Source organism: Pseudescherichia vulneris (assembly GCF_902164725.1).
GTDB lineage: Bacteria > Pseudomonadota > Gammaproteobacteria > Enterobacterales > Enterobacteriaceae > Pseudescherichia > Pseudescherichia vulneris.
This window is the reverse complement of the sequence record NZ_LR607338.1, coordinates 3453604-3474377: the sequence shown is the minus strand read 5'-3', so window position 1 is coordinate 3474377 and position 20774 is coordinate 3453604. Positions and strand designations below refer to the sequence as shown.

Here is a 20774-nt window from a genome sequence, read left to right as displayed (position 1 = left end):
AATTTTTCAGCGTTAATAGTCTGCTGATCGACCCGGTCAATATCCACCGAGCTTTGCCCTTTTTCATTCACAGCATGAATATTCGCCAGCGAAAGCAGCGTATCCCGCTTCGCCATAAAGCGGCCGCGTACGTCCTTGCGCAAATCGAAGTGGAGCTTCAGCGCCGGGCCTGTTGCCGCCTCCTGCATTATCTGAATATTGCGCATAAACAGGTGCTGGGGCTTATTATGCATCTCTAGCGACGCGCGCTGAATATTGAGATTGGTGATAGAGACAAACGAGTCGGCATTGCCGGATGAGATCTGGATCCCTCGTAATTTCCGCGTCTGCTCGGCGTTGTCTAAATGGATCGCGTTTAGTCTGAAATTTTGCGGTATCGAAAGATAATTACCTTTGATCACCCCATAACCTATTAACATTCCGGCGCTGTTGCGCATTTTAACGTCGTCGATAACGAAATTATCGCAGCCGTAAATGGCTACCGTGGCGTTATCAATGCCCGCTTTTTTACTGTAGTCGGGGGTGATATCCGTAGCCGTGATATGACGAATCACAAAGTGCTTGCCGTTTTCCACATGCACCAGCTGGCGGCAGTGGCTGCCGGTGATGTTGGCCACGGTAAAATGTTTTACCGCCTGGTCTTCCGGGTAGTCGTTGTCATAGGTGCTGCCCGCCAGCCCGATACCGATCCCCCAGTTGATTTTGCCGTTAGTACAGTCGATATGGTCAATCACGTGGTCAGAGATGAGCAGGTTGCGATCGTTAATCGCCACGTTCCACTCAATGGCGTCCCCTTGCAGATAGCTGAAACGGCCGTTGGTAATACGCGCCCCGTCGATCTGATTGTGAAAGCCCTGGCGCAGAATGGCGTAGTTGGCCTTGGTCACCGTAATATTATCAATGACCAGGTTACGCATGACCCGCTTCTCTTTGCCGCCGATATAGATCTGCGTCACCGGCCCGTAGCCGCTCATCGCTACGCCCTCGATAGTGCAGTCCGAGCCGCGCACGTCGAGAGTGATGTTATAGAGGTTTCCGCCCTCTTCCCCACGTACCCGACAGCCATCCTGCAATACAAAGCGCCCCCGGCCGTTGCCCTTGAGCGCCCCGCGTATTAACAGCGTTTTACCCGCTGGGATAAAAATCGCGGTATTGATGTTCTCGCAGACCACGCCCGCAGGCACCAGCACGGTGCTGGCCTCGGCAAAGGCCTGCTTAAACGCGGCGATCACGTCATTTTTCAGGTAGCGGCGGATATCAACGCTGCCGGACTCCTGGGCCTGGAGCAGCGGCGAGTGCAGAAGGGGCAGCGCCGCCAGGGCAGAGCCTGCCCCAATAAAGCGACGGCGGGAGAGTAAGATATCTGGCATATAACCTCTGGCTTAGAGCGCTTGCAACAGCGTGGCAAGCCGCTGGTTAATGATTCGCTGATTAAACTCGGTTTCGACTTTTTCACGGGCGCGGGAGACGACCGGTACCAGCGCCTCCTGCTGGATAGCGCTTAGCGCCGCCAGCCGGTCCGCGAGGGCCTCAGGATCGTTCTCTGGCACCAGCCAGCCGGACCGATCGGCGTCGATAAGCTCGGGGATACCGCTGTGGACGGTAGAGACGACCGGCAGACCCACCGCCATCGCCTCCATCAGCGCCACCGGGATCCCCTCCATATCGCCGTCCGCGCCGGTGATGGAGGGCAGCAGGAAGAGATCCGCCTCATCCAGCATCGCCTTCACCTCGTGGCTCGGCTTGAAGCCCGGCATCTCAATCGTCTCCTGCAGGCCATACTCGGCGATTTTGTCGCGCAGGCGCTGCTCCCACGGCCCGATGCCGAGAATGCGATAGTGAAAGGCTATTCCCCGCTCCTTGAGCAGGCGGCAGGCCTCAATGGCCACGTGCAATCCCTTCTTCTCGGTCAGACGGGCCACGGAGATAATATTCAGCCGGTTGGCCGGGGCCTGCACCGGACGCGGAGAGAAGCGTGACATATCAACGCCCATGCGCGAGACGGCAATTTTATGCGCCGGGCAGCCCATGTTCATGAGCCGTCCGGCCCACAGTTCGCTGATAGGCAGCATCAGGTCGCCCCGGCGAAAGAGCTGCTGGTACTCCGGGGTATAGTGGCTGAGCACCGCCCGGCTGGAGATGTCGATGCCGTGAAATACGGTGGCGATCTTGCCGTTAAGAACGCCCAGCTCGCGCAGCTTGGCCGCCGTGACGCCCGCCGGGCCAAAGTGGGCGATAAAGACGTCGGCATGGAAGGTGCGCGGCGCGAGGCCGCACATCGCCGCCAGGATCAGGTTGCGCGCCTCGGCTCCATAGCGCCCAACGTTGAGCGCCCGCCAGGTTGCGCCCCGCCCTGCCCCGCGCAGCAGCGCCGCACCGCGATAGCGCAGCTTCGCCAGCTTGCCCTGCGGCTCGTCCAGCAGCCAGTGAGTCTTCTCCGCCAGCCGATACTGCTGAAACGCGGCATGGGTATTGCTCAGATCCCCTTTATGCATCGCCACGATCTCAACCTCGTAGCCCATCTCAATAAAGGCGACGATCTGATCCAGCACGAAGGTCTCCGACGAGAGGGGGAACTTCAGCAAAAAGAAACTGACCTTCATTTACCCTCCCGGACGCGCTTCAGCACCGACTCCACCATCTCCATGCCGTGCTGCCGCTCGTGGGCCACGGCATCGCTGAGGCGCTGCTCCAGGGCCGGAAGCTGACCCAAGGTGTCGGCCACCATCGCCTCCAGCGAGCCGTCCAGCAGATGACGAATATCGATCGCCATCTCCGGCATGCCCAGCTGCTGCATAATGCCCGCCGACTTGTGTTCGTAGTTGATAGCGATCGCCGGGGTGCCAAAGTTCATCGAGATAATGGCCGAGTGCAGGCGGGTGCCCACGGTCAGATCGCAGGCGGCAAAGATTTTGCCCATCTCAAGATCGTTCAGCTCGTCCATCACCACGTGATAGCGCGAGGGATCGCTGACATGCTCGCTCAGGTTGAGCGCTACCATGCGATCGTCTTTGTTGTAGCTGTCGATGCCGGTACAGGTGGAGAGGGCCAGCACCTGGTAGCCAGCATCAATAATGCGGTTGACCACTCCGGCAAACGCCTTCTCGTAGGCTTTCTGCGTGGTGCCGAGCCGCTTGTCGAAGGGGGCCAGCTCGCGCAGGGTAATGGCGACCGTCTTCTCTTTTGCCGCCATATCGAGCCAGTGGGCCACCGCATAGTTCGGCACGAAGGTTTCGTTGTGATCCACCAGCCAGGCGGTATCCACCCCCTGCTCGACTTTCGCAGTGGTGATCTGGCTGTGCTCCATCAGCTCCAGGCTCACGCGCTCGCGGAGGATCAGCGCGTCGCAGTGGCCGAACACGTAGTTCGCCAGCTGGTTAAACTGCGCGTCCTGGAACGGCCCAACGCTGTGGCCGATCATATAGAGCGGCTTTTTCGCCATAAAGGTGCAGAGTGCATGCTCAAACTGCGGCACGCCATAGAGATCGACAAAGAACGAGCCACCGACCTGAATAATGGCGTCATAGCCCGCCAGCAGGCGAACAAAGTCGGTGAAGCCCTGGGCGATGGCGATGTTGCGCAGCTTGCCGCTGTCGGTGACCCGAGAGAGCAGCACCTGATGCTGATAGCGGCGGCGCAGCACCTTCTTAACCCGCCCCATCAGACCGGCGGCGTTGTTGTGCTGCTTCATCTGGCTATAGAGCGGATCGCCCATCACCGGGCGGTTCAGCAGCCAGGAGGAGCTGACCGGGTAGCGGCTCATCACGTCCACCTCGGCGTCCGGCTCAAGCACGGCAATCGCGTCCAGCAGGCCGCGCAGAATGGCGCTGTCGCCACGGTTCCCGCAGGTATGGTTGCCCAGAATCAATAGTTTCATAGTGACCTCAATAAACGAAATAGGATTAACCTGCCCGCAGGAGCGTTCTTAATTTTTCATTGCGGCAAAGCTGGCGTTTGATCTCCACCACCAGCGCGTTACGCGACAGCGCGAGGGTGACCGCGAAGGTCAGCGCCCCTGCGGCGATCTGGACGATCAGCAGGGTTACCAGCGGCAGATGGCCGCTCAGCGCCAGACCCAGCCCATAGCTCACCGCCAGCATCGGCAGCGACAGGTAGAACGGTAGCCAGAGGCTCAGCACGTACTGGCGATAGCTCGGGCCGAGCACCGGCCTGATCATCACGAAGTAGCTCAACACGGTATTGATCACCTGCACCAGCAGGAAGCCCAGGGTAACGCCCAGCGCCCCCGCCCACTGGCCGCCGAGAATAATGGCGGGCACAAAGAGCGCGGTTTTGAACAGATTAAACTTAAAGCTGATATCAACCCGTGCCTTGGCCATCAGCAGGGAGCCAATCGGGTTCCCCACGGCACGCAGCAGGCCGACAATGCACAGCAGCTGCAGGATGGGGATGATCCCCCGCCACTTCTCGCCAAACACCAGCGGAACCATGTTATTGGCGACCACCATCAGGCCCAGCAGCACCGGGAAGTTGATGATCCCCACCGCCGACAGCAGCTTGTAGAAGTTGAGCCGCAGCTTGGCCGTATCGTCCTGAATTTTGGCGAAGGCCGGGAACAGCACGCGGGTGATGATGGGGTTAAGCTTCATCGGCGGCACCACCGCCACGTTGTAGGCGAGGTTATAGCCCCCGGCAACGCTGGCCCCGAGAATGCGCGCCAGCACCAGCGTGGAGAGGTTGGTATTGATGTAGTTGATGACGCTATCTGCCGTCAGCCACGCGCCGAAGCGCAGGTTGGCGCTGACCGAGGCGAGGGAGAAGTGCAGGCCCGGACGGTAGATTTTGCGGCCAAAGAAGCCAAACAGCAGGGTGCGCACCAGGGTGTTAACGAGGTAACCGACGATGGCGGTCATCGCCAGCGGCCAGAACCACGCGCCAATCACCGTCACGCTGAACCCCGCCACCACGGAGAGCGTTTCAATTGCGCCAATTTTGCCGAACTCTAACTCTTTTTGCATCAGAGCGCGGAACTGCTGGCCGTGGGGGATCAGCACAAAGGCCAAGGACAGGGTTTTGATCAGCGGGGCGATATCCGGGTTGTGCAGTACCCGCGCCAGGGTATCGCTCAGGAGGAACATCGCCACGCAGACCAGCAGCCCCAGCCCGACGTTCAGCCAGTAGAGGGTGGTGAGCTCCAGCTGGCTTATCTCTTTGCGCTGGATAATCGAGTTGGCGATGCCAAAATCGGACAGCGTATCGGCAAGGGCGATGATGGTCAGCGCCACGGTCAGCAGGCCAAACTGGTGGCTGTCGATAATCCGCGCCAGCCAGGTCATCTGCACCAGTCCGAGGCCAATGATCGTGACGGTAGCCATCGCCGACCATTTGGCCCCGCTTAGGGTTTTCTCTCTCAGGCTCACAGGGTGCTCACTCAGTAGGCCGCTTTGTTAACAAAGCCTTTGAAAATGGTCAGGAAAACGATCTTGATGTCGAACCAGAGGCTCCATTCGCGAATGTACTCCAGGTCGAACTCGATGCGTTTCTCCATCTTCTCCAGGGTATCGGTTTCTCCACGCCAGCCGTTGATCTGCGCCCAGCCGGTAATGCCTGGCTTGACCTTATGGCGCAGCATGTAGCCCTGGATCAGCGTCCGGTACTGCTCGTTATGCGCTACGGCGTGCGGACGCGGGCCCACAATCGACATGCCACCGGTGAGGACGTTAATAAACTGCGGCAGCTCGTCGAGCGAGGTACGGCGCAGGAAGTTGCCGACGCGGGTGACGCGAGGATCGTTCTGCGTCGCCTGGGTGACCACGCTGTCGTTCTCCATCACCTTCATGGAGCGGAACTTCCACACCATGATCGGCTTGCCGTCCATGCCGTAGCGGGTCTGGCGGAAGATCACCGGGCCCGGCGAGGTGAACTTCACGGCGGCAGCAATGCTGAGCAGCACCGGAGAGATCATCAGCAGGATCAGTGAGGAGAGCACGATGTCCTCAAGGCGCTTCAGGACACGGTTGAGGCCGGAGAGCGGCGTGTCGTACAGCGGCACCACCGGAATACCGTTCATCTCCTCAATACGCGAATGCAGGATATTGAAGGTAAAGACGTCGGGGATCAGGATCACCGAGCAGGTGGTATCCGCCAGATCGCTCACCAGCTTTTTAATGCTGGCAGCGTCGCTCATCGACATAGCGATGTAGACGTTGTGGATTTTCGCCGCCTTGGCATCCTCAATGAGCTGCTCGATCGTGCCCGCCCAGTCCGCCGAGACGCCCTCGGGGCTAACGTCGTGATAGACGCCCACCACCTCGAAGCCCAGCCACGGCTCGTTGCGGAAGCTCTCCAGCAGCATCTGCCCTACCGGCAGATCGCCGGCAATGGCCACCCGGCGGGTGTTGTATCCACGGTTACGCAGCCAGCCCGCGCCGAAGCGGATCAGCGAGCGGCAGACCACCAGACCAATACTGCTCAGCACGTACCAGGCGAAAAACAGCGAGAAGTCGTCATTAAAATCTGAATTGAAAGCCATCAGCCCGGCGCTGAATATCAGGCTCAGGGTCCAGTTTTGCAGCAGCAACACCAGCTCGGTGGAGATCTTCACCCCGCGCCAGGAGCGGTAGAAATCGGTCATACCGCCAATCATCTGGAAAACCACCAGCGCCATCAGCGCCATCAGCAGATGCAGATAGAAAAAGGGTAAGGCGTTTGCCTTACAGACCACCCAAAGCCCGCCAAACAGGATAGTGATGTCCGAAAATCGCTGCACCATAGAGATTAACGATGCATTCGTTTTGGCTCGCTCGCGCTTTTTTAAGTTTGTCATCGTTGTTCCTGTTCAATAATGCCCTCTCCGAAGAGAGGGCTCGCAACGGCTACCTGTCGAGCAGCGCCAGAATTTCCTGCGTCTTCGCCTCCATCAGCGAGACGTCGCCCTGGGACTCGACGTTCAGGCGCACCACCGGCTCGGTATTGGACGATCGCAGGTTAAAGCGCCAGGTTGGGAAGGCAACGCTGAGGCCGTCGGTACGATCGATCTCCTGCGCCCCGCTGGCGAAATGCTGCTCGACGCGGGCAATGGCCTGCGCCGGTTCGCTGAGGGTACGGTTGATCTCACCGCTAGCCGGAAACGCCGCCATGCGATCGCGCACCAGCGCAGACAGCGGCTGACCGGAGACACACAGCAGCTCGGTAACCAGCAGCCAGGGGATCATCCCGCTGTCGCAGTAGGCAAAGTCGCGGAAGTAGTGGTGGGCGCTCATCTCGCCGCCATAGATCGCATCCTCGGCGCGCATCCGCTCTTTGATAAAGGCGTGGCCGGTTTTCGACATCACCGGCGTGCCGCCCGCCTGGGTCACCACGTCTACGGTGTTCCAGGAGAGGCGCGGGTCGTGGATGATTTTCGCGCCGGGGTGCTTCTCCAGAAACGCCTGCGCCAGCAGGCCAACGATGTAGTAGCCCTCGATAAACTGGCCGTCACCATCGAACAGGAAGCAGCGGTCAAAGTCGCCGTCAAAGGCGATGCCCATATCGGCACGGTGCGCAATCACCGCATCGCGGGTGCTGTCCCGGCACTCCGGCAACAGTGGATTAGGAATACCGTTCGGGAAGTTGCCGTCCGGGGTGTTATGCACTTTGATAAAGGTCACCGGCACCTTCAGCGCCTGGAAACGTGCCTCGATGGCGTCGATCACCGGACCCGCCGCGCCGTTGCCCGAGTTGATCACCAGCGTCAACGGCTTGAGATTCGCCACGTCGATATAGCCCAGCAGGTGGTCGATATAGACGTCGCGCAGATCGATCTGCTTATAGCTGCCGCGCTTCGCCGGATTAACCGGCGGGAAGTCGTTGGCCTCTGCCAGACGCTGCACGTCGCGCAGGCCGGTATCGCCGCTGATTGGGCGTGCGCCTTTGCGCACCAGCTTCATGCCGTTGTAGTCCATCGGGTTGTGGCTGGCGGTGACTTCGATACCGCCATCAATCCCGAGATGGAAAGTGGCGAAGTAGATCTCTTCCGTGCCGCACATACCAAGGTCGAGCACGTCTACCCCGGCGTCCTGTAACCCCTTTGCCAGCGCCAGCTTCAGCGCCTCGCTAGTCAGGCGCACGTCGCCCCCCAGCACGATGGTTTGCGGCTTCAGGTATTCACCATAGGCACGGCCAATACGCCAGGCGATCTCTTCATTGAGCTCCGTGCCCAGCCTGCCGCGAATGTCATAGGCTTTAAAACAGGTTAATTTTTCCATAATGGCCTCCATAGGCCCGGTAAGCGCACGCTGCCGGGCTGAGTTAATGCGTACTAAACTCGCCCGTAGCGGTCTTCGAAGCGCACCACGTCGTCCTCTTCGAGGTAGCCGCCGGAACGCACCTCAATCAGGTCCAGCGGGATCTTGCCGGGGTTCTCCAGGCAGTGAGTCGCGCCAAGGGGGATGTAAACCGACTCGTTCTCACCGATCAGGCGCACCTCGTCGTTGATGGTCACCTTCGCCGTGCCCGCCACTACGATCCAGTGCTCGGCCCGATGGTGGTGCATCTGCAGGGAGAGTCCCTCCCCCGGCTTGACGGTGATGCGTTTCACCTGGTAGCGTTCGCCGGAATCGATGGAGTCATATTTGCCCCACGGGCGGTACACCTCGCGGTGAACATGGTGCTCATGGCGACCTTCGGCTTTGATCTGCTCGACCACTTTTTTGACGTCCTGCACCGCGTTGCGGTCGGCGATCAGCACCGCATCTTTGGTCTGGACAACCACCAGATCCTTGACGCCAACGGTGGTGACCAGGCCTGACTCGGCGTAGACGTAGCTATTTTCGGTTTTGTGGCTGATGACGTCGCCGTGGTGAACGTTTCCCTCTGGCGTATGGGGGCTGATCTCCCACAGTGAGGACCAGGAGCCGACGTCGCTCCAGCCCGCATCCATCGGGACCACCACCGCATCGGCGGTCTTCTCCATCACCGCGTAGTCCACCGACTCTTCCGGGCAGGCGAGGAACGCCTCTTCATCAACGCGGATAAAATCGAGATCGGGATCGAGCGTGCGCATGGCGTTCTCACAGGCTTCGAGAATGTCCGGGCGGAAGCGCTTTAACTCGTCGAGATAGCGTCCGGCGCGGAACAGGAACATGCCGCTGTTCCAGTAGTACTCGCCGCTGGCAACGTAGGCCTGCGCCGTTTCCAGATTGGGTTTTTCGACGAACTGCGCCACTTCGAAGGCAACGGTATCGATCCCGTTCTGGCTCACCTCGCCACGGCGAATGTAGCCGTAGCCGGTCTCGGGCAGATCCGGCACGATGCCAAAGGTCACCAGCTTGCCGCTTTGGGCGTAGGGCATCGCTGCACGCACCGCCTCGCGGAACGTCTCCTCCTGCTGGATCACGTGATCGGCAGCGAGCACCAGCAGAAGCGGATCCGCATCAGGGCTGTTGCGCTTAGCGGCCAGCGCCGCGAGGGCGATGGCCGGTGCGGTGTTGCGTCCGGCCGGTTCGAGAATGATATTTTCGGTCAGCTTATTGAGCTGACGCAGCTGCTCGGCAACGATGAAACGGTGCTCTTCGTTGCAGATAACTACCGGGCTTTCGCACTCGACGCCGTTGAGGCGGTTAATCGTCGCCTGTAGCATCGTCAGCTCGCCCTTCAGGCAGAGAAACTGTTTGGGGTAGAGCACGCGGGAGAGCGGCCACAGGCGGCTACCCGTGCCACCAGCCATGACTACCGGGAAAAGGGTTGTTTTATTCATGATTATCCCTGGATATCGGCAATAAATTGGCTTAACACGCTCTCTTTTTCGAGCGTGCGTTCGGCATATTCACGTGCCACCGTGTTATTTTTAGGCAGAGCTAACGCCTGCTCGATTCCGCTCACCAGCGCGTCCACCGACTCCGGCTCGACGCAGACGGCAATGCCCGGAAATGCGGTGCAGAGCTGGCCCAGTTCGGTATCTGCTTCGGCAGTGATCACCGCATTACCGCCTACCGCCAGAATGTTGGTGAGCTTGGAGGGCAGCACCGCATCCGCCGCGCCGCGCTTCTGGATCACCAGATGGCAGTCGCCCATTTTCAAGAGGGCGGGCAGTGCCTCATAGGGCTGCAGCGGGAAGAATGTGACGTTGTCCAGCCCGCGTTCGCGGACTAATTTTTCCAGCCGCGCCTTGCCGCCGCCCTGGCCGACAATCACAAACTGCCACGGCTCGGCACGCAGACGCGCAGCGGCCTCGATGACGCTTTCCAGACCCTGCTTCTCGCCGATGTTGCCGGAGTAGAGAATGATGCGTTTGTCGTCCGGCAGGCCAAGAGAGGCGCGCAGCTGGGCGACCTCGCTCTCGCTGACGTCGCGAAAGCGTGCTACTTCTGACCAGTTCGGGAAGAAGATGACCCGCTCTTCGGCCACGCCCTTCTCCCGAGCTTTGTTCATCATCGAGCGGGAGATAGTGGAGACGTTATCCACCCCCAGCAGGCCGCTGCGCTCAAAGGCGCTGGCCAGCCTGGCGACCTTGCCGCCCTTGCCTTTGCCCGCCATCCCGAGACCGAGCATGGCGTCCACCTCGTAGTCCTGAATGTGCAGCAGCGTGCGCGCCCCGGAGAGCTTCGCCAGCAGACGCATTCCCGGCGTGCAGAACAGGGTCGGCACCACCCCGATGATGCGATCCGGCTTCCAGCGGCGCTGGGCCAGCAGCGGGAAAAAGCTGCTGAGGGCAAAGCTGCCGAGGTGAACCAGCCGCTTGATAGTCGAGGGCTGCTTCGGCACGTACAGCGGGCAGCGCCAGACGGTGGCCGCCCCCTCTTCCCGGCGATAGCGCCAGGCCGAGTAGCGTTCACCCACCTTCCACTCTGGGTAGTAGGGCGGCGCGGTGATGACCCGCACGTCATGGCCCTGGCGGGCCATCCACTCCACCATCTCACCGGTGTACTTGCCGATGCCGGTAAGCTCCGGCGAGTAGTTGATGCCGTAAACTAATATTTTCATATGCCAACCGCCTGACGGTCGGCGAGAAAATACGCCCGGCTGTTGTCGTGCACGTTCTCGTCGGCGATCAGCGCCTCTGGCGTCAGCCAGCGATACGCCTCGTGCTGGGCATCCGGCAGGGCCAGATCCGCCTGGTTTAGCTTCAGGCGGAAGCCGAGCACGATGTAGTGGGTGCTGAAGTCGCTCCCGGAGAAGTTGTCGTCATAGAAGTGCTGCCAGACGCCGTAAAACTCCCCCGCCGTCAGCGGCAGACGCACGCCAAGCTCGGCCTGGGTCAGGCGCTCAAACGCCTGGGCCAGCGGCTCATCTTTCTGCACGCGCCCGCCGGGCACAAACCAGTAACCCTGCGCCGGACGGTTGGTCCGCTTGCCGAGCAGAAACTCGCCGCGCGCGTTCTCCACGATCAGATCGATGGAGATTAACGGCGTGGAACGCACCACGGTGGCAAAATCTTCCTGACTTAAAAACATGCCTACCCCCGGAACCGGTGCTGGTTTTCAAGGAACCACTGGTAGGTGCTTGCCAGCCCCTGCTCCAGCGAGATCTCATGTCGCCAGCCCAGGGCGTGCAGGCGCGACACGTCCAGCAGCTTGCGCGGTGTGCCGTCGGGTTTGGTGGCGTCAAACACCACCCGGCCCTTGAAGCCCGTGACCTGCGCAAGGGTCTGCGCCAGCTCGCGGATGGTGCAGTCCACCCCGGTCCCGACGTTGATGTGCGACAGCATCGGCTCGGTGTTCTCCAGCCACACCGCGCGATCCAGCTCCATCACGTGGATGCTGGCCGCAGCCATATCATCGACGTGCAAGAACTCGCGCATCGGCGTGCCGCTGCCCCACACCACCACGTCGGTGGCGTTCTGCTCGGTGGCCTCATGAAAGCGTCGCAGCAGCGCCGGGATCACGTGGGAGTTGCTCGGGTGGAAGTTGTCATGCGGACCGTACAGGTTGGTCGGCATCACCGAGCGGTAGTCGCGGTCATGCTGACGGTTGTAGGATTCACACAGCTTGATCCCGGCAATTTTGGCAATCGCGTACGGCTCGTTAGTGGCTTCCAGGGTTCCCTGCAACAGCTCGCTCTCGGCGATCGGCTGGGCCGCCAGCTTCGGGTAGATACAGGAAGAGCCGAGGAACAGCAGCTTGTTCACGCCGTGGGTGTGCGCAGCGTGAATGATGTTGCTCTCGATCATCATGTTTTCGTAGATGAAGTCGGCCGGATAGGTGTTGTTCGCCACAATACCGCCCACCTTCGCCGCCGCCAGATAGACCTGATCGATCCGCTGTTCGGCGAAAAAGGCGTTCACGGCGGCCGCATCCAGCAGGTTCAGCTCATCACGGGTGCGCAGAACCAGCTCAACGCTGTCGCGCTGCTCTAACTGGCGCACAATGGCTGACCCCACCATGCCGCGATGGCCAGCCACAAAGATACGTTGTTTACTCATGCTCAGGACTCCAGCGCGATGGCAACCTCGTAGCCGTGGGACTTCAGCAGCGAGTGCTTCTTAGCCGCTTCCAGGTCTTTGGCGACCATCTCAGAGACCATCTCCTGCAGGGTGGTTTCCGGTTTCCAGCCCAGCTTCTCGTGCGCCTTGGTCGGATCGCCGAGCAGGGTTTCCACTTCTGCCGGACGGAAGTAGCGCGGATCGACGGCAACAATCACATCGCCCGCCTTCACGCCCGGTGCGTCATGGCCGGTGACCGAAACAACAATGCCCTTCTCCTCTACGCCTGTACCTTCAAAGCGCAGCTTGATACCCAGCTGCGCGGCAGCCATCTCAACAAACTGGCGAACCGAGTACTGCACGCCGGTCGCGATAACGAAATCTTCCGGGTGATCCTGCTGCAGCATCATCCACTGCATTTTCACGTAGTCTTTGGCATGGCCCCAGTCACGCAGGGAGTCCATGTTGCCGAGATAGAGGCAGGATTCGAGACCTTGGGCAATGTTGGCAATACCACGGGTGATTTTACGGGTCACGAAGGTCTCGCCGCGGCGCGGGGATTCGTGGTTGAACAGGATGCCGTTGCAGGCGTACATACCGTAGGATTCACGGTAGTTAACGGTGATCCAGTAGGCGTACAGCTTAGCAACCGCATACGGCGAGCGCGGGTAGAACGGCGTGGTCTCTTTCTGCGGGGTTTCCTGCACCAGACCATACAGCTCAGAGGTGGACGCCTGGTAGAAACGGGTTTTCTTCTCAAGGCCGAGGAAGCGGATCGCCTCCAGCAGGCGCAGGGTGCCCATGCCGTCAACGTCGGCGGTATATTCCGGCGACTCGAAGGAGACCGCAACGTGGCTCATCGCTCCCAGGTTATAAACCTCATCCGGCTGCACTTCCTGCAGAATACGGGTCAGGTTGGAGCTGTCGGTCAGATCGCCATAGTGCAGATGGAATTTCGGGTTGCTGGCGTGTGGATCCTGGTAGATGTGGTCCACGCGTTCAGTGTTAAACGAGGAGGCGCGACGCTTGATGCCGTGAACCTCATAGCCTTTCTCCAGCAGCAGCTCTGCCAGATAAGAGCCATCCTGCCCGGTAACGCCGGTGATGAGAGCGACTTTAGACATAATTTTATTCTCCAGACTTATCAGAAATTATTCAGTTTCTACGCGTTCGCGTATCACCACTGCGGGATTGCCACGGCAGATGGCGTTGGCCGGTAGCGATTTAAAAACGCTGCTCCGCGCCCCTACCACCGTGCCGCTGCCAATCGTGACCCCTGGGGCAACGAAGACGTCCGTTGCCAACCAGCACTTCTCGCCAATCACAATAGGCGTCGCGTTAATATCAAAATGCGCGCTTAAATAGTCGTGACTGCCGGTACATAAATAACACTTTTGTGACACCACCGAATTTGCACCGAGGGTAATCTCACCCAGCGTATATAAAACGGCTTCGTCCCCTACCCAGCTATCGTCTCCGAGGGTTAATTTCCACGGATAGGTAATTTTTACCGAAGGTCGGATCACTACGTTTTTTCCGATTTTTGCGCCAAACAGACGCAATAAAAAAGCACGCCAGCGATACATAATCTGCGGCGACCAGGCGAATAATGTCGCCTGCACTGCCCACCACAGCTGAACTTTAATGGCACTCGCCCCTCGGAACCCTTTCGGTACCGAGAATCCTTTTAGATCCTGCATGGTTATCCCTTATATTTAGGCTTTGTGATATAAGGCTTTTGTCTTTCCGGTGGTACGTACACGTAATAACCAGGAGAGCTGCGCCCAGAAGCCGGGCACGCGTAATATTTTACGCTGGACTTTTCGCGCATCCTCGCATAGCTCAAGATTATTCGAGGTAGAGACGCCGCCCATGGAAAACTCTGATACCAGGCCTTTAATGCGTTTAAAGGGATAGCCCGCTTTATACATTCGCGCGGCCAACGCATAATCCGATGACACTTTATATTGCAGATCGTAGGGATAGGTTTTTAACCCGCTCACCGGGAAAAAGATCGCCTGATGGCTCGCCGGCAGGCTGTGATAAATATACCAGCCGTGCTTGGCGCTGCGGCGAATCTTGGTGCCGTCGCCGAAATCCAGCAGCGCGTCGCCAATGTACATTGCCTTTTCGCGCTCGTCCGCCAGCTGGCGAACCACGTCGGCAACGTCCTCATGGAAAATATCACCCGAGTTAAGGAACAGGGCAAAGCGCCCTTCGGCCAGCGCCACGCCCTTGTTCATGGCGTCATAGATGCCTTTATCTTTCTCGCTGACAAAACGTAAGTTATATTCACCGTTGAGGTTTTCTAAAAACTCACGGGTGCCGTCGTTAGAGCCGCCGTCCACCACAATCCACTCAAAGGTGATGTCCTTTGCCCGTGCCAGGTGGGCCAGTGAGGCATGCGTTTTCACCACGCCCGCATAGTTACGGAAGGCAACGGTAATGACACTGAGCAGCATGTTTTCACCTCATCAGGATTGAGTAATATTGAGCGCCTTGCGCAAAATAAACGGGCAAACGATCAAAAATGCGTATTCTGGGCTAAAAATCGAACCGGTAAAAAAGAGTGACACCGGCATAAATAGATAAAGCTGAACACGATAATTCTGATTATTACCAAATGCGTTGACCATCATTTTTAAGACTTTACTCATGTACCAAATGGTCAGTACTACAGCGCACCAGGAAAAATAAATAATCAACAGATACAGGCCATTGTCTATTGTTTTTCCGACGTCCGCACCGTTAAAGATTCCGAATGATGCAACATATTCATAAAGAGATCCAAAACGTACCGCACCATCGATATTGGTTAATGCGCTACCGACCATCGCCAGCGGACCGATGATTCGATAATAGGAAGAAGAGCCTTCCGTACCGAGATCGCCGAGTCGTTCGGAAATATACGGAAATGCAAACACGATACCGACCATAAAAACGGCTAACGATATTATTGCCAACGGCAGTTTTTTCTTAATCGCCTCTTTATTCAGATACTGAAACGCCCACTCCAGCAAATAAAATAGAATAAAGGTCATTACGCCAGAGAAAGATCCTGAGAGAACTATCCCTGCCAGAATCATACCATCAGTTTTAGGGGTCTTGATACCAAACTGTTTGATACTGAGCCAAATTGAGATTAATGCCAGAGCGAAGAAGGCCGGTTCAAAATAGAGCGCCGTGGTTCGCTTCCCGCCGAACTTGATAAAATTCAAAACGTAGCTGTTGGAATAGATCAGATATTTCGAAATGGTCTCCATCAGGCTGCTGCCGCCGGAGAGAATGATCTGCGCCATCTCCATCGCCGCCAGGGTCACTATCAACCCCACCACCATATAGAAGAAACGCAGGATCTTACGGTAGTTGTGGGGCGAGACGACCTTAAAGCGAATGCTCCACACCATGCCGATAATAATGACAATGTTGATAAACAGCATTGTAGAGGTGGCGTATTTGCTGGCGTTAAACGACCGGCCGAACAGGTAGTTAAAGATGGTCAGCCCGGCACCGATCCCCAGCGCGATCAGCAGCTTCTTGACGCTGATCTTATCGACGAACAGCAGCAGCAGCACCGGTAAAAAGGTCACGATGGTGATGGGGAAGCTCTCCCCCAGCTGAGCGATTTTAACGTTGACCAGCAGATAGGTCAGCGGCAGCAGCAGATAGCTACAGACTCTGATAGAACGCGACATACTCCTCCAGCATCTGCTCTCCGCTATAGGCCTGACGGCTGCGCGCCCTGAACGCCGCCAGCGAAGTGCCAAATACCGCCTCGGCAATCTCCGCTTTTGGCCGCTGGATCAGCTCCAGCACCTCACTCTCGCTAAAGGTCTTACCGCCGGATTTGCGCAGCACCTCGTGCGCCGCATCGCTGTGGGTCGCAATCACCGGCACGCCAATCGACAGCGCCTCGCACAGGATCAGCGGGTAGTTATCAACCCGGGAGCTAAACACCAGGGCATCCATCTGGTTCAGCTCGCTCATCAGCTGGCGCTTATCGGTTAAAAAACCGTGGTTGATGACGTTCTCCCCTTCAAAAGGTGAGAATTTACCGAAGGTGTGCAGCTCGATGCCGCTGCCCAGGGACATCATGTTTTGCACCAGCGCCTGATTGGTTTTACCGTCGTAGCGCAGGTCGTGGGCGACAACGGCAATTTTGGGCGCACCCTGAGCGCGCTCAATCAGCGGCAGCTCGGCAAGGATCGCCTCGGTGGCAACGTCGATACCGTTGTTAACAATCTTGCAGCGCTCCGCGCCATAGATGCTGTTGAACGCGTCGGCCACGTGCTGGCTAGGAGAGATAAAATGGCACCCGAGAGCGAGCATCTCGTTAAACAGGCGGCGTTTGCCCGCCACCAGGCTATGGGCGCGATCCACCTTCACCGGAGGATAGTTATCCAGCGTTGGGCAGGACTGGCAGTGGGTTTTCCACCCTTCGCAGCCGTCGGTAAAGGCACAGCGGCCGGTGACGCTCCAGTGATCGTGCAGCGTCCAGACCAGGGTCACGTCACGACGGCTGGCGGTGACCCGCTGACAAAACGCCACCACCGCCTCCAGCTTCAGCCAGTAGCTGTGCATCACGTGAAAATGCAGCACCACCGGCCCCTGAGTGCGGATCACATCGAGATAGAGGTTGTTAAGATCGCCAAACAGATCGCGGTTAAAAAGGCGGAACAGCGCCAGGTTGGCGACAGAGGTCAGGCGCGGCGTGTGCTGGATCACCTCTGGATAGCGGTCATGGCTCACGCTCTTCTTGCCGCCTTTGCCGTAGCCGTAGACAAAGCGCGAACGCATCCCCTGCTGTAAAGCACGCTGATGCAGGTCGAGGGCCACGCCCGCTGCGCCCCCTTCGGCGAGGCGCACGTTAAACTGTAAGATATTCATTGTCTCACCTTCACCCGGGCTTTCTCTCCTACCACCAGCGCGTTGTCCGGGACGCTGTCCAGCACCACGCTGCCCGCTCCAATGGTGACGCCGTTACCAATGGTGATATCACCAATGATGACCACGTTTGCCCCCAGCTCTACGCCGTTACCAATCACCGGGCAGGCCAGGCTGTCGTCGCCCCGGTTGCCGATGGTGACGCCGTGACGAATGGTGAAGTCATCCCCAGCCACAACGTTTTTGTTGATCACCACGGCATAGCCGTGATGAATGGTAAAACGCCGTCCAATGGTGGCCGCGGCCTGGATCTCATAGCCAAACAGGCACTCGGTGATAAAACGGTAGAGCAGCAGCATCGGCGCTGCCCATATATTGTTAATGACGCTTTTTTTGCGCCACACCGAGCAAAAATGAGCGATACGGTAGGCCATTACCATGCAGCAGGGACGCAGGCTCCAGTGGTTCGCGCGAAAATCCTCCAGGCGCATTATTTACTCCGTAGCCCATAAGCCAGGCGCTTGCCGTTGCGCAGGGAGAACAGGGTCAGCAGCGTACGCAGGGTCATCCGCTTGTTGCGGATCTGGTAGAGAGTAAAGAGCTGGTACTTCTTACTGGCACGATCGAACTTATCTTTATGCTTGCGATAGAAGTGGAAGTAGCCAGAGAACTTCTTCGGCGAGGTGGTGATCTGCATCTCCCCGTGGTTGATATGCAGGATCTGCGTGGCCTCGTCGACTTTCCACGGCTCGCCGTACTCCACCACCATGCGCAGGAAGATGTCGTAGTCCTGCGCCGCCTTCAGATCGACGTCAAACAGGCAGGCCTTGAAGCGCGAGGCCAGGGTAAAGACCTGGTTGCCAATAATGTTGCGCTTATAGAACAGCGTGCGCGAATAGGGCGACTTCGGATAGAGCGGCAGGCTGGCCGGCTGGGCGTAAACCTCCCCTTCGCAGACGTAGTCGTTGGCGTAGAGGAAAGCGTGGGTCACCAGCTGGTGCTTATGCGCAAGGAAAACCGACAGGCGGTCCGGCGTCCACTCGTCATCGTCGTCGATACCGGTGATGTAGTGGCCGCGTGCCTGTAAAATTGCCTGGTTACGTACCGCGCAGGCGCCGGAGTTGAACGCGTTGCGGACATAGGTCACGCGCGGATCGTTGAGGTCAGCGACATACTGCTCAAGCTGTTCAAAATTCGACGAGCAGTCGTCGACGACGATCATCTCCCAGTGCGGATAGTCCTGGCGCAAAACCGATTTGATAGCGCGGATCGCCAGCTGCTGACGATTCCATGTCGGCATATAAATCGAGATCGTTGGGTAATTAGCTGTTGTCATTTCTTGTCCCCGAGGTTGCCTAAGGTTCTTATTTGGCGTCCGATTTGTATTCGTACTCGTAGTAGCCGTAATCCTGATATCCCGTCGCCCGACGGAAGATAGAGTTAAGGATCACGCCTTTCACCTGAATGCCGTTCTGCGCAAAGCGACTCAGGCTGGTCTCCACCTCTTTCAGGGTGTTAACCGCATAGCGCGCCACCATCAGGGTGGTGCCCGCATGCCGTCCGACCACTGCCGCATCGGTCACCGCAAGGATCGGCGGGGTATCGATCAGCACCAGGTCATAGTGGCTGCTGGCCCATGCGATGAGCTGAGAAAAGCGTTCGCTCATCAGCAGTTCGGAGGGGTTAGGCGGCACCTGGCCGCGCGGCACCAGATCGAAGTGGGTAATGGCGGTCGGCTTGACGCAGGTGGAGAAATCCCCCTTCCCTGCCAGAATGTCCGACAGACCGTTGACGTTATCGGTGCCGAGCAGCTCGTGGGTGTAGCCCTTACGCATGTCACAGTCGATCATCAGCACGCGCTTGTTGGTCTGGCTGATCACCGCCGCCAGGTTGGCACAGACAAAGGTTTTACCGATTGAGGGGCTAACCCCGGTCATCATCAGCACGTTATTGCTGGCCTGCATCATGGCGAAGTGCAGGCTGGTACGCAGGCTGCGGATCGCTTCGATGGCCAGGTCAGTCGGGTTGCCCACGGCCAGCAGCTGGCTCTGTTTGAAGCGTTTGGTACCTTTGTGGGTGTTGACGCTGTCACGCGCTTTTTGCCACTCGGAGAGCGGGATGCTGGCGTAGACGCTAATACCGTTCTCCTCCAGCACCTGCGGGCTTTCGATACCGCGGTTAAACAGCGAGCGCAGCAGCACGCCAACGATGGAGAGCATCAGGCCGAGGATAATGCTGCCAAGAATAATCAGCGCCTTTTTCGGCTTCAGCACGCCGGGCTGATCGATGGCCGGATCGACAATGCGAACATCTCCGACCGTACTGGCCTCGGTGATCTTCAGCTCCTGCTGCTTATTCAGTAGCTGCATATAGACCTGCTGGCCGGACTCGACGTCGCGGGTCAGGCGGACAATCTCCTGCTGGGTTTTTGGCATCGCGGACACGCGCCCGCTCAGGCGATCCTTCTCATCTTCTAGCGCGCGGCGTTTCTCCAGCAGCGTGCGGTAGGCCGGGTGCGCTTTGGTATAGAGCTTGGAGATCTCAGCTTCTTTGAAAGTCAGCTCGTTGAGCTGGGCATCGATGTTAACCATGGAATCCAGCACCGCCTTGGCTTCCAGCGGCAGGTCTACTGAATCCTTGTCCTGACGGAAGGCGTTGAGCTTGTTCTCCGCCGCGTCGAGACTCGCCCGCACTTCCGGGAGCTGCTTAGCAAGGAAGGCCAGGCTTTTTGCCGCCTCTTCCGACTTACGCTCGACGTTCTGCGCCAGATAGTTACGGGTGATGCTGTTGAGAATGGCACGGATCTGGTTGCGATCCTCGCCGGTAAAGCTGAGGCTGAGCACGCCGGTATCCTTGCCGTTCTCCGTTACCGACAGGTTGTTTTGCAGATTGTTGATGACGCCCAGCGTTGAGAATTTAGATACCGTGAACTCGCTACCTTCCGCCGCCTGGATAGCGCTGACCTCAAAGGTAACGCCCTCCTTTTGCAGCAGCTTGCCCACTTCACCACGGGCGCTAAACCCGGCGTCGCTGGTCAGCTGATACTGTTTCGGCCCCAGCACGCTGAGGGTAAAGACCTGCCCGCCTGCGCCCTTAGGCAGCGTAAAGGTGGTGACCTTAACGGTTTCGTTCTGACGTCCCTGAAGGCGATCCCAGCCTGCACCAAAAATGGGGAAGGTGTTTTTAGTCACGCCGATATCGAGATCGAGATCGTCCACCGTCTTGCCCAGCACCATCCGCGACTTGATCAGCTGGATCTCTGCATCCGAGGCGGGAGGCTTGTTGGAGAGCGCGCTGTTGAGGTTCTGCACCAGCGAGCCGCCGGCATCCTGCTCTATCTGCACCAGCGCGTCGGCGCTATAGATAGGCGTAGCGAACAGGGCATAGATCGCCGCCGCCAGCGCGAACAGGGCCGTAATACCCAGCACCCACCAGCGCGCCTCAATAACGGTTCCCACAAGGCGGCCAATATCGATCTCATCACCGCCCGTCTGTGGGGCAGCAGCATGGTGTAATTTTTCTGTCATGG

General features: G+C 58.4%; 18 protein-coding genes. All 18 read right to left on the bottom strand.

All coding sequences use genetic code 11. From position 1 onward, the window contains the following. A partial coding sequence (gene wcaM, locus FN633_RS14485) for a colanic acid biosynthesis protein WcaM (RefSeq protein ID WP_425049170.1) occupies positions 1 to 1370 on the bottom strand: 1370 nt, incomplete at its 3' end. A 12-nt stretch (positions 1371 to 1382) separates the two neighbouring features. Further along, positions 1383 to 2603: a colanic acid biosynthesis glycosyltransferase WcaL gene (wcaL, locus tag FN633_RS14480; RefSeq protein WP_154058193.1), complete on the bottom strand. Its 1221-nt coding sequence runs from the start codon at positions 2601 to 2603 to the stop codon at positions 1383 to 1385. Beyond that, positions 2600 to 3877: a colanic acid biosynthesis pyruvyl transferase WcaK gene (gene wcaK, locus FN633_RS14475; protein WP_154058192.1), complete on the bottom strand. Its 1278-nt coding sequence runs from the start codon at positions 3875 to 3877 to the stop codon at positions 2600 to 2602. The genes wcaL and wcaK overlap by 4 nt, the downstream gene beginning before the upstream one ends. 25 nt (positions 3878 to 3902) lie before the next feature. After that, a complete protein-coding gene (locus FN633_RS14470; protein ID WP_154058191.1) occupies positions 3903 to 5381 on the bottom strand; it encodes an MOP flippase family protein in 1479 nt (492 codons plus the stop codon). A gap of 11 nt (positions 5382 to 5392) precedes the next feature. Next, complete coding sequence (wcaJ, locus tag FN633_RS14465) at positions 5393 to 6787, bottom strand: undecaprenyl-phosphate glucose phosphotransferase (protein WP_042389859.1); 1395 nt, start codon at positions 6785 to 6787, stop codon at positions 5393 to 5395. A 49-nt stretch (positions 6788 to 6836) separates the two neighbouring features. Continuing rightward, the gene (gene cpsG / locus FN633_RS14460) at positions 6837 to 8207 is read right to left on the bottom strand and encodes a phosphomannomutase CpsG (protein ID WP_154058190.1); all 1371 of its coding nucleotides are present in this window, start codon (positions 8205 to 8207) and stop codon (positions 6837 to 6839) included. A 53-nt stretch (positions 8208 to 8260) separates the two neighbouring features. Next, entirely contained in the window at positions 8261 to 9703 is a 1443-nt protein-coding gene (cpsB, locus tag FN633_RS14455) for a mannose-1-phosphate guanyltransferase (protein ID WP_154058189.1), read from the bottom strand. Then, positions 9700 to 10923: a colanic acid biosynthesis fucosyltransferase WcaI gene (wcaI, locus tag FN633_RS14450; RefSeq protein ID WP_154058188.1), complete on the bottom strand. Its 1224-nt coding sequence runs from the start codon at positions 10921 to 10923 to the stop codon at positions 9700 to 9702. The genes cpsB and wcaI overlap by 4 nt, the downstream gene beginning before the upstream one ends. Further along, a complete protein-coding gene (locus FN633_RS14445) occupies positions 10920 to 11393 on the bottom strand; it encodes a GDP-mannose mannosyl hydrolase (RefSeq protein ID WP_154058187.1) in 474 nt (157 codons plus the stop codon). Before FN633_RS14445 ends, wcaI begins: the two co-directional genes overlap by 4 nt. Before the next feature lie 2 nt (positions 11394 to 11395). Continuing rightward, the gene (fcl, locus tag FN633_RS14440; protein ID WP_154058186.1) at positions 11396 to 12361 is read right to left on the bottom strand and encodes a GDP-L-fucose synthase; all 966 of its coding nucleotides are present in this window, start codon (positions 12359 to 12361) and stop codon (positions 11396 to 11398) included. A 2-nt stretch (positions 12362 to 12363) separates the two neighbouring features. Next, positions 12364 to 13485 carry a GDP-mannose 4,6-dehydratase gene (gene gmd, locus FN633_RS14435; RefSeq protein ID WP_154058185.1) on the bottom strand — a complete coding sequence of 374 codons (1122 nt, stop codon included), beginning with the start codon at positions 13483 to 13485 and terminating at the stop codon, positions 12364 to 12366. 27 nt (positions 13486 to 13512) lie between these two features. Next, the gene (gene wcaF / locus FN633_RS14430) at positions 13513 to 14061 is read right to left on the bottom strand and encodes a colanic acid biosynthesis acetyltransferase WcaF (RefSeq protein WP_154058184.1); all 549 of its coding nucleotides are present in this window, start codon (positions 14059 to 14061) and stop codon (positions 13513 to 13515) included. A 15-nt stretch (positions 14062 to 14076) separates the two neighbouring features. Continuing rightward, on the bottom strand, positions 14077 to 14823 hold the full coding sequence (gene wcaE / locus FN633_RS14425; protein ID WP_154058183.1) for a colanic acid biosynthesis glycosyltransferase WcaE: 747 nt from the start codon (positions 14821 to 14823) through the stop codon (positions 14077 to 14079). A gap of 12 nt (positions 14824 to 14835) precedes the next feature. Then, complete coding sequence (gene wcaD, locus FN633_RS14420) at positions 14836 to 16056, bottom strand: colanic acid polymerase WcaD (protein WP_154058182.1); 1221 nt, start codon at positions 16054 to 16056, stop codon at positions 14836 to 14838. Further along, a complete protein-coding gene (gene wcaC, locus FN633_RS14415) occupies positions 16031 to 17248 on the bottom strand; it encodes a colanic acid biosynthesis glycosyltransferase WcaC (RefSeq protein WP_154058181.1) in 1218 nt (405 codons plus the stop codon). Before wcaC ends, wcaD begins: the two co-directional genes overlap by 26 nt. Then, a complete protein-coding gene (wcaB, locus tag FN633_RS14410) occupies positions 17245 to 17736 on the bottom strand; it encodes a colanic acid biosynthesis acetyltransferase WcaB (RefSeq protein ID WP_154058180.1) in 492 nt (163 codons plus the stop codon). The genes wcaC and wcaB overlap by 4 nt, the downstream gene beginning before the upstream one ends. After that, positions 17736 to 18581 carry a colanic acid biosynthesis glycosyltransferase WcaA gene (gene wcaA, locus FN633_RS14405; protein ID WP_144817241.1) on the bottom strand — a complete coding sequence of 282 codons (846 nt, stop codon included), beginning with the start codon at positions 18579 to 18581 and terminating at the stop codon, positions 17736 to 17738. Before wcaA ends, wcaB begins: the two co-directional genes overlap by 1 nt. A 28-nt stretch (positions 18582 to 18609) precedes the next feature. After that, positions 18610 to 20772 (bottom strand): tyrosine-protein kinase Wzc, encoded by a 2163-nt coding sequence (gene wzc / locus FN633_RS14400; protein WP_154058179.1) that lies wholly within the window; start codon positions 20770 to 20772, stop codon positions 18610 to 18612. Between the last annotated feature and the right edge of the window lie 2 nt (positions 20773 to 20774).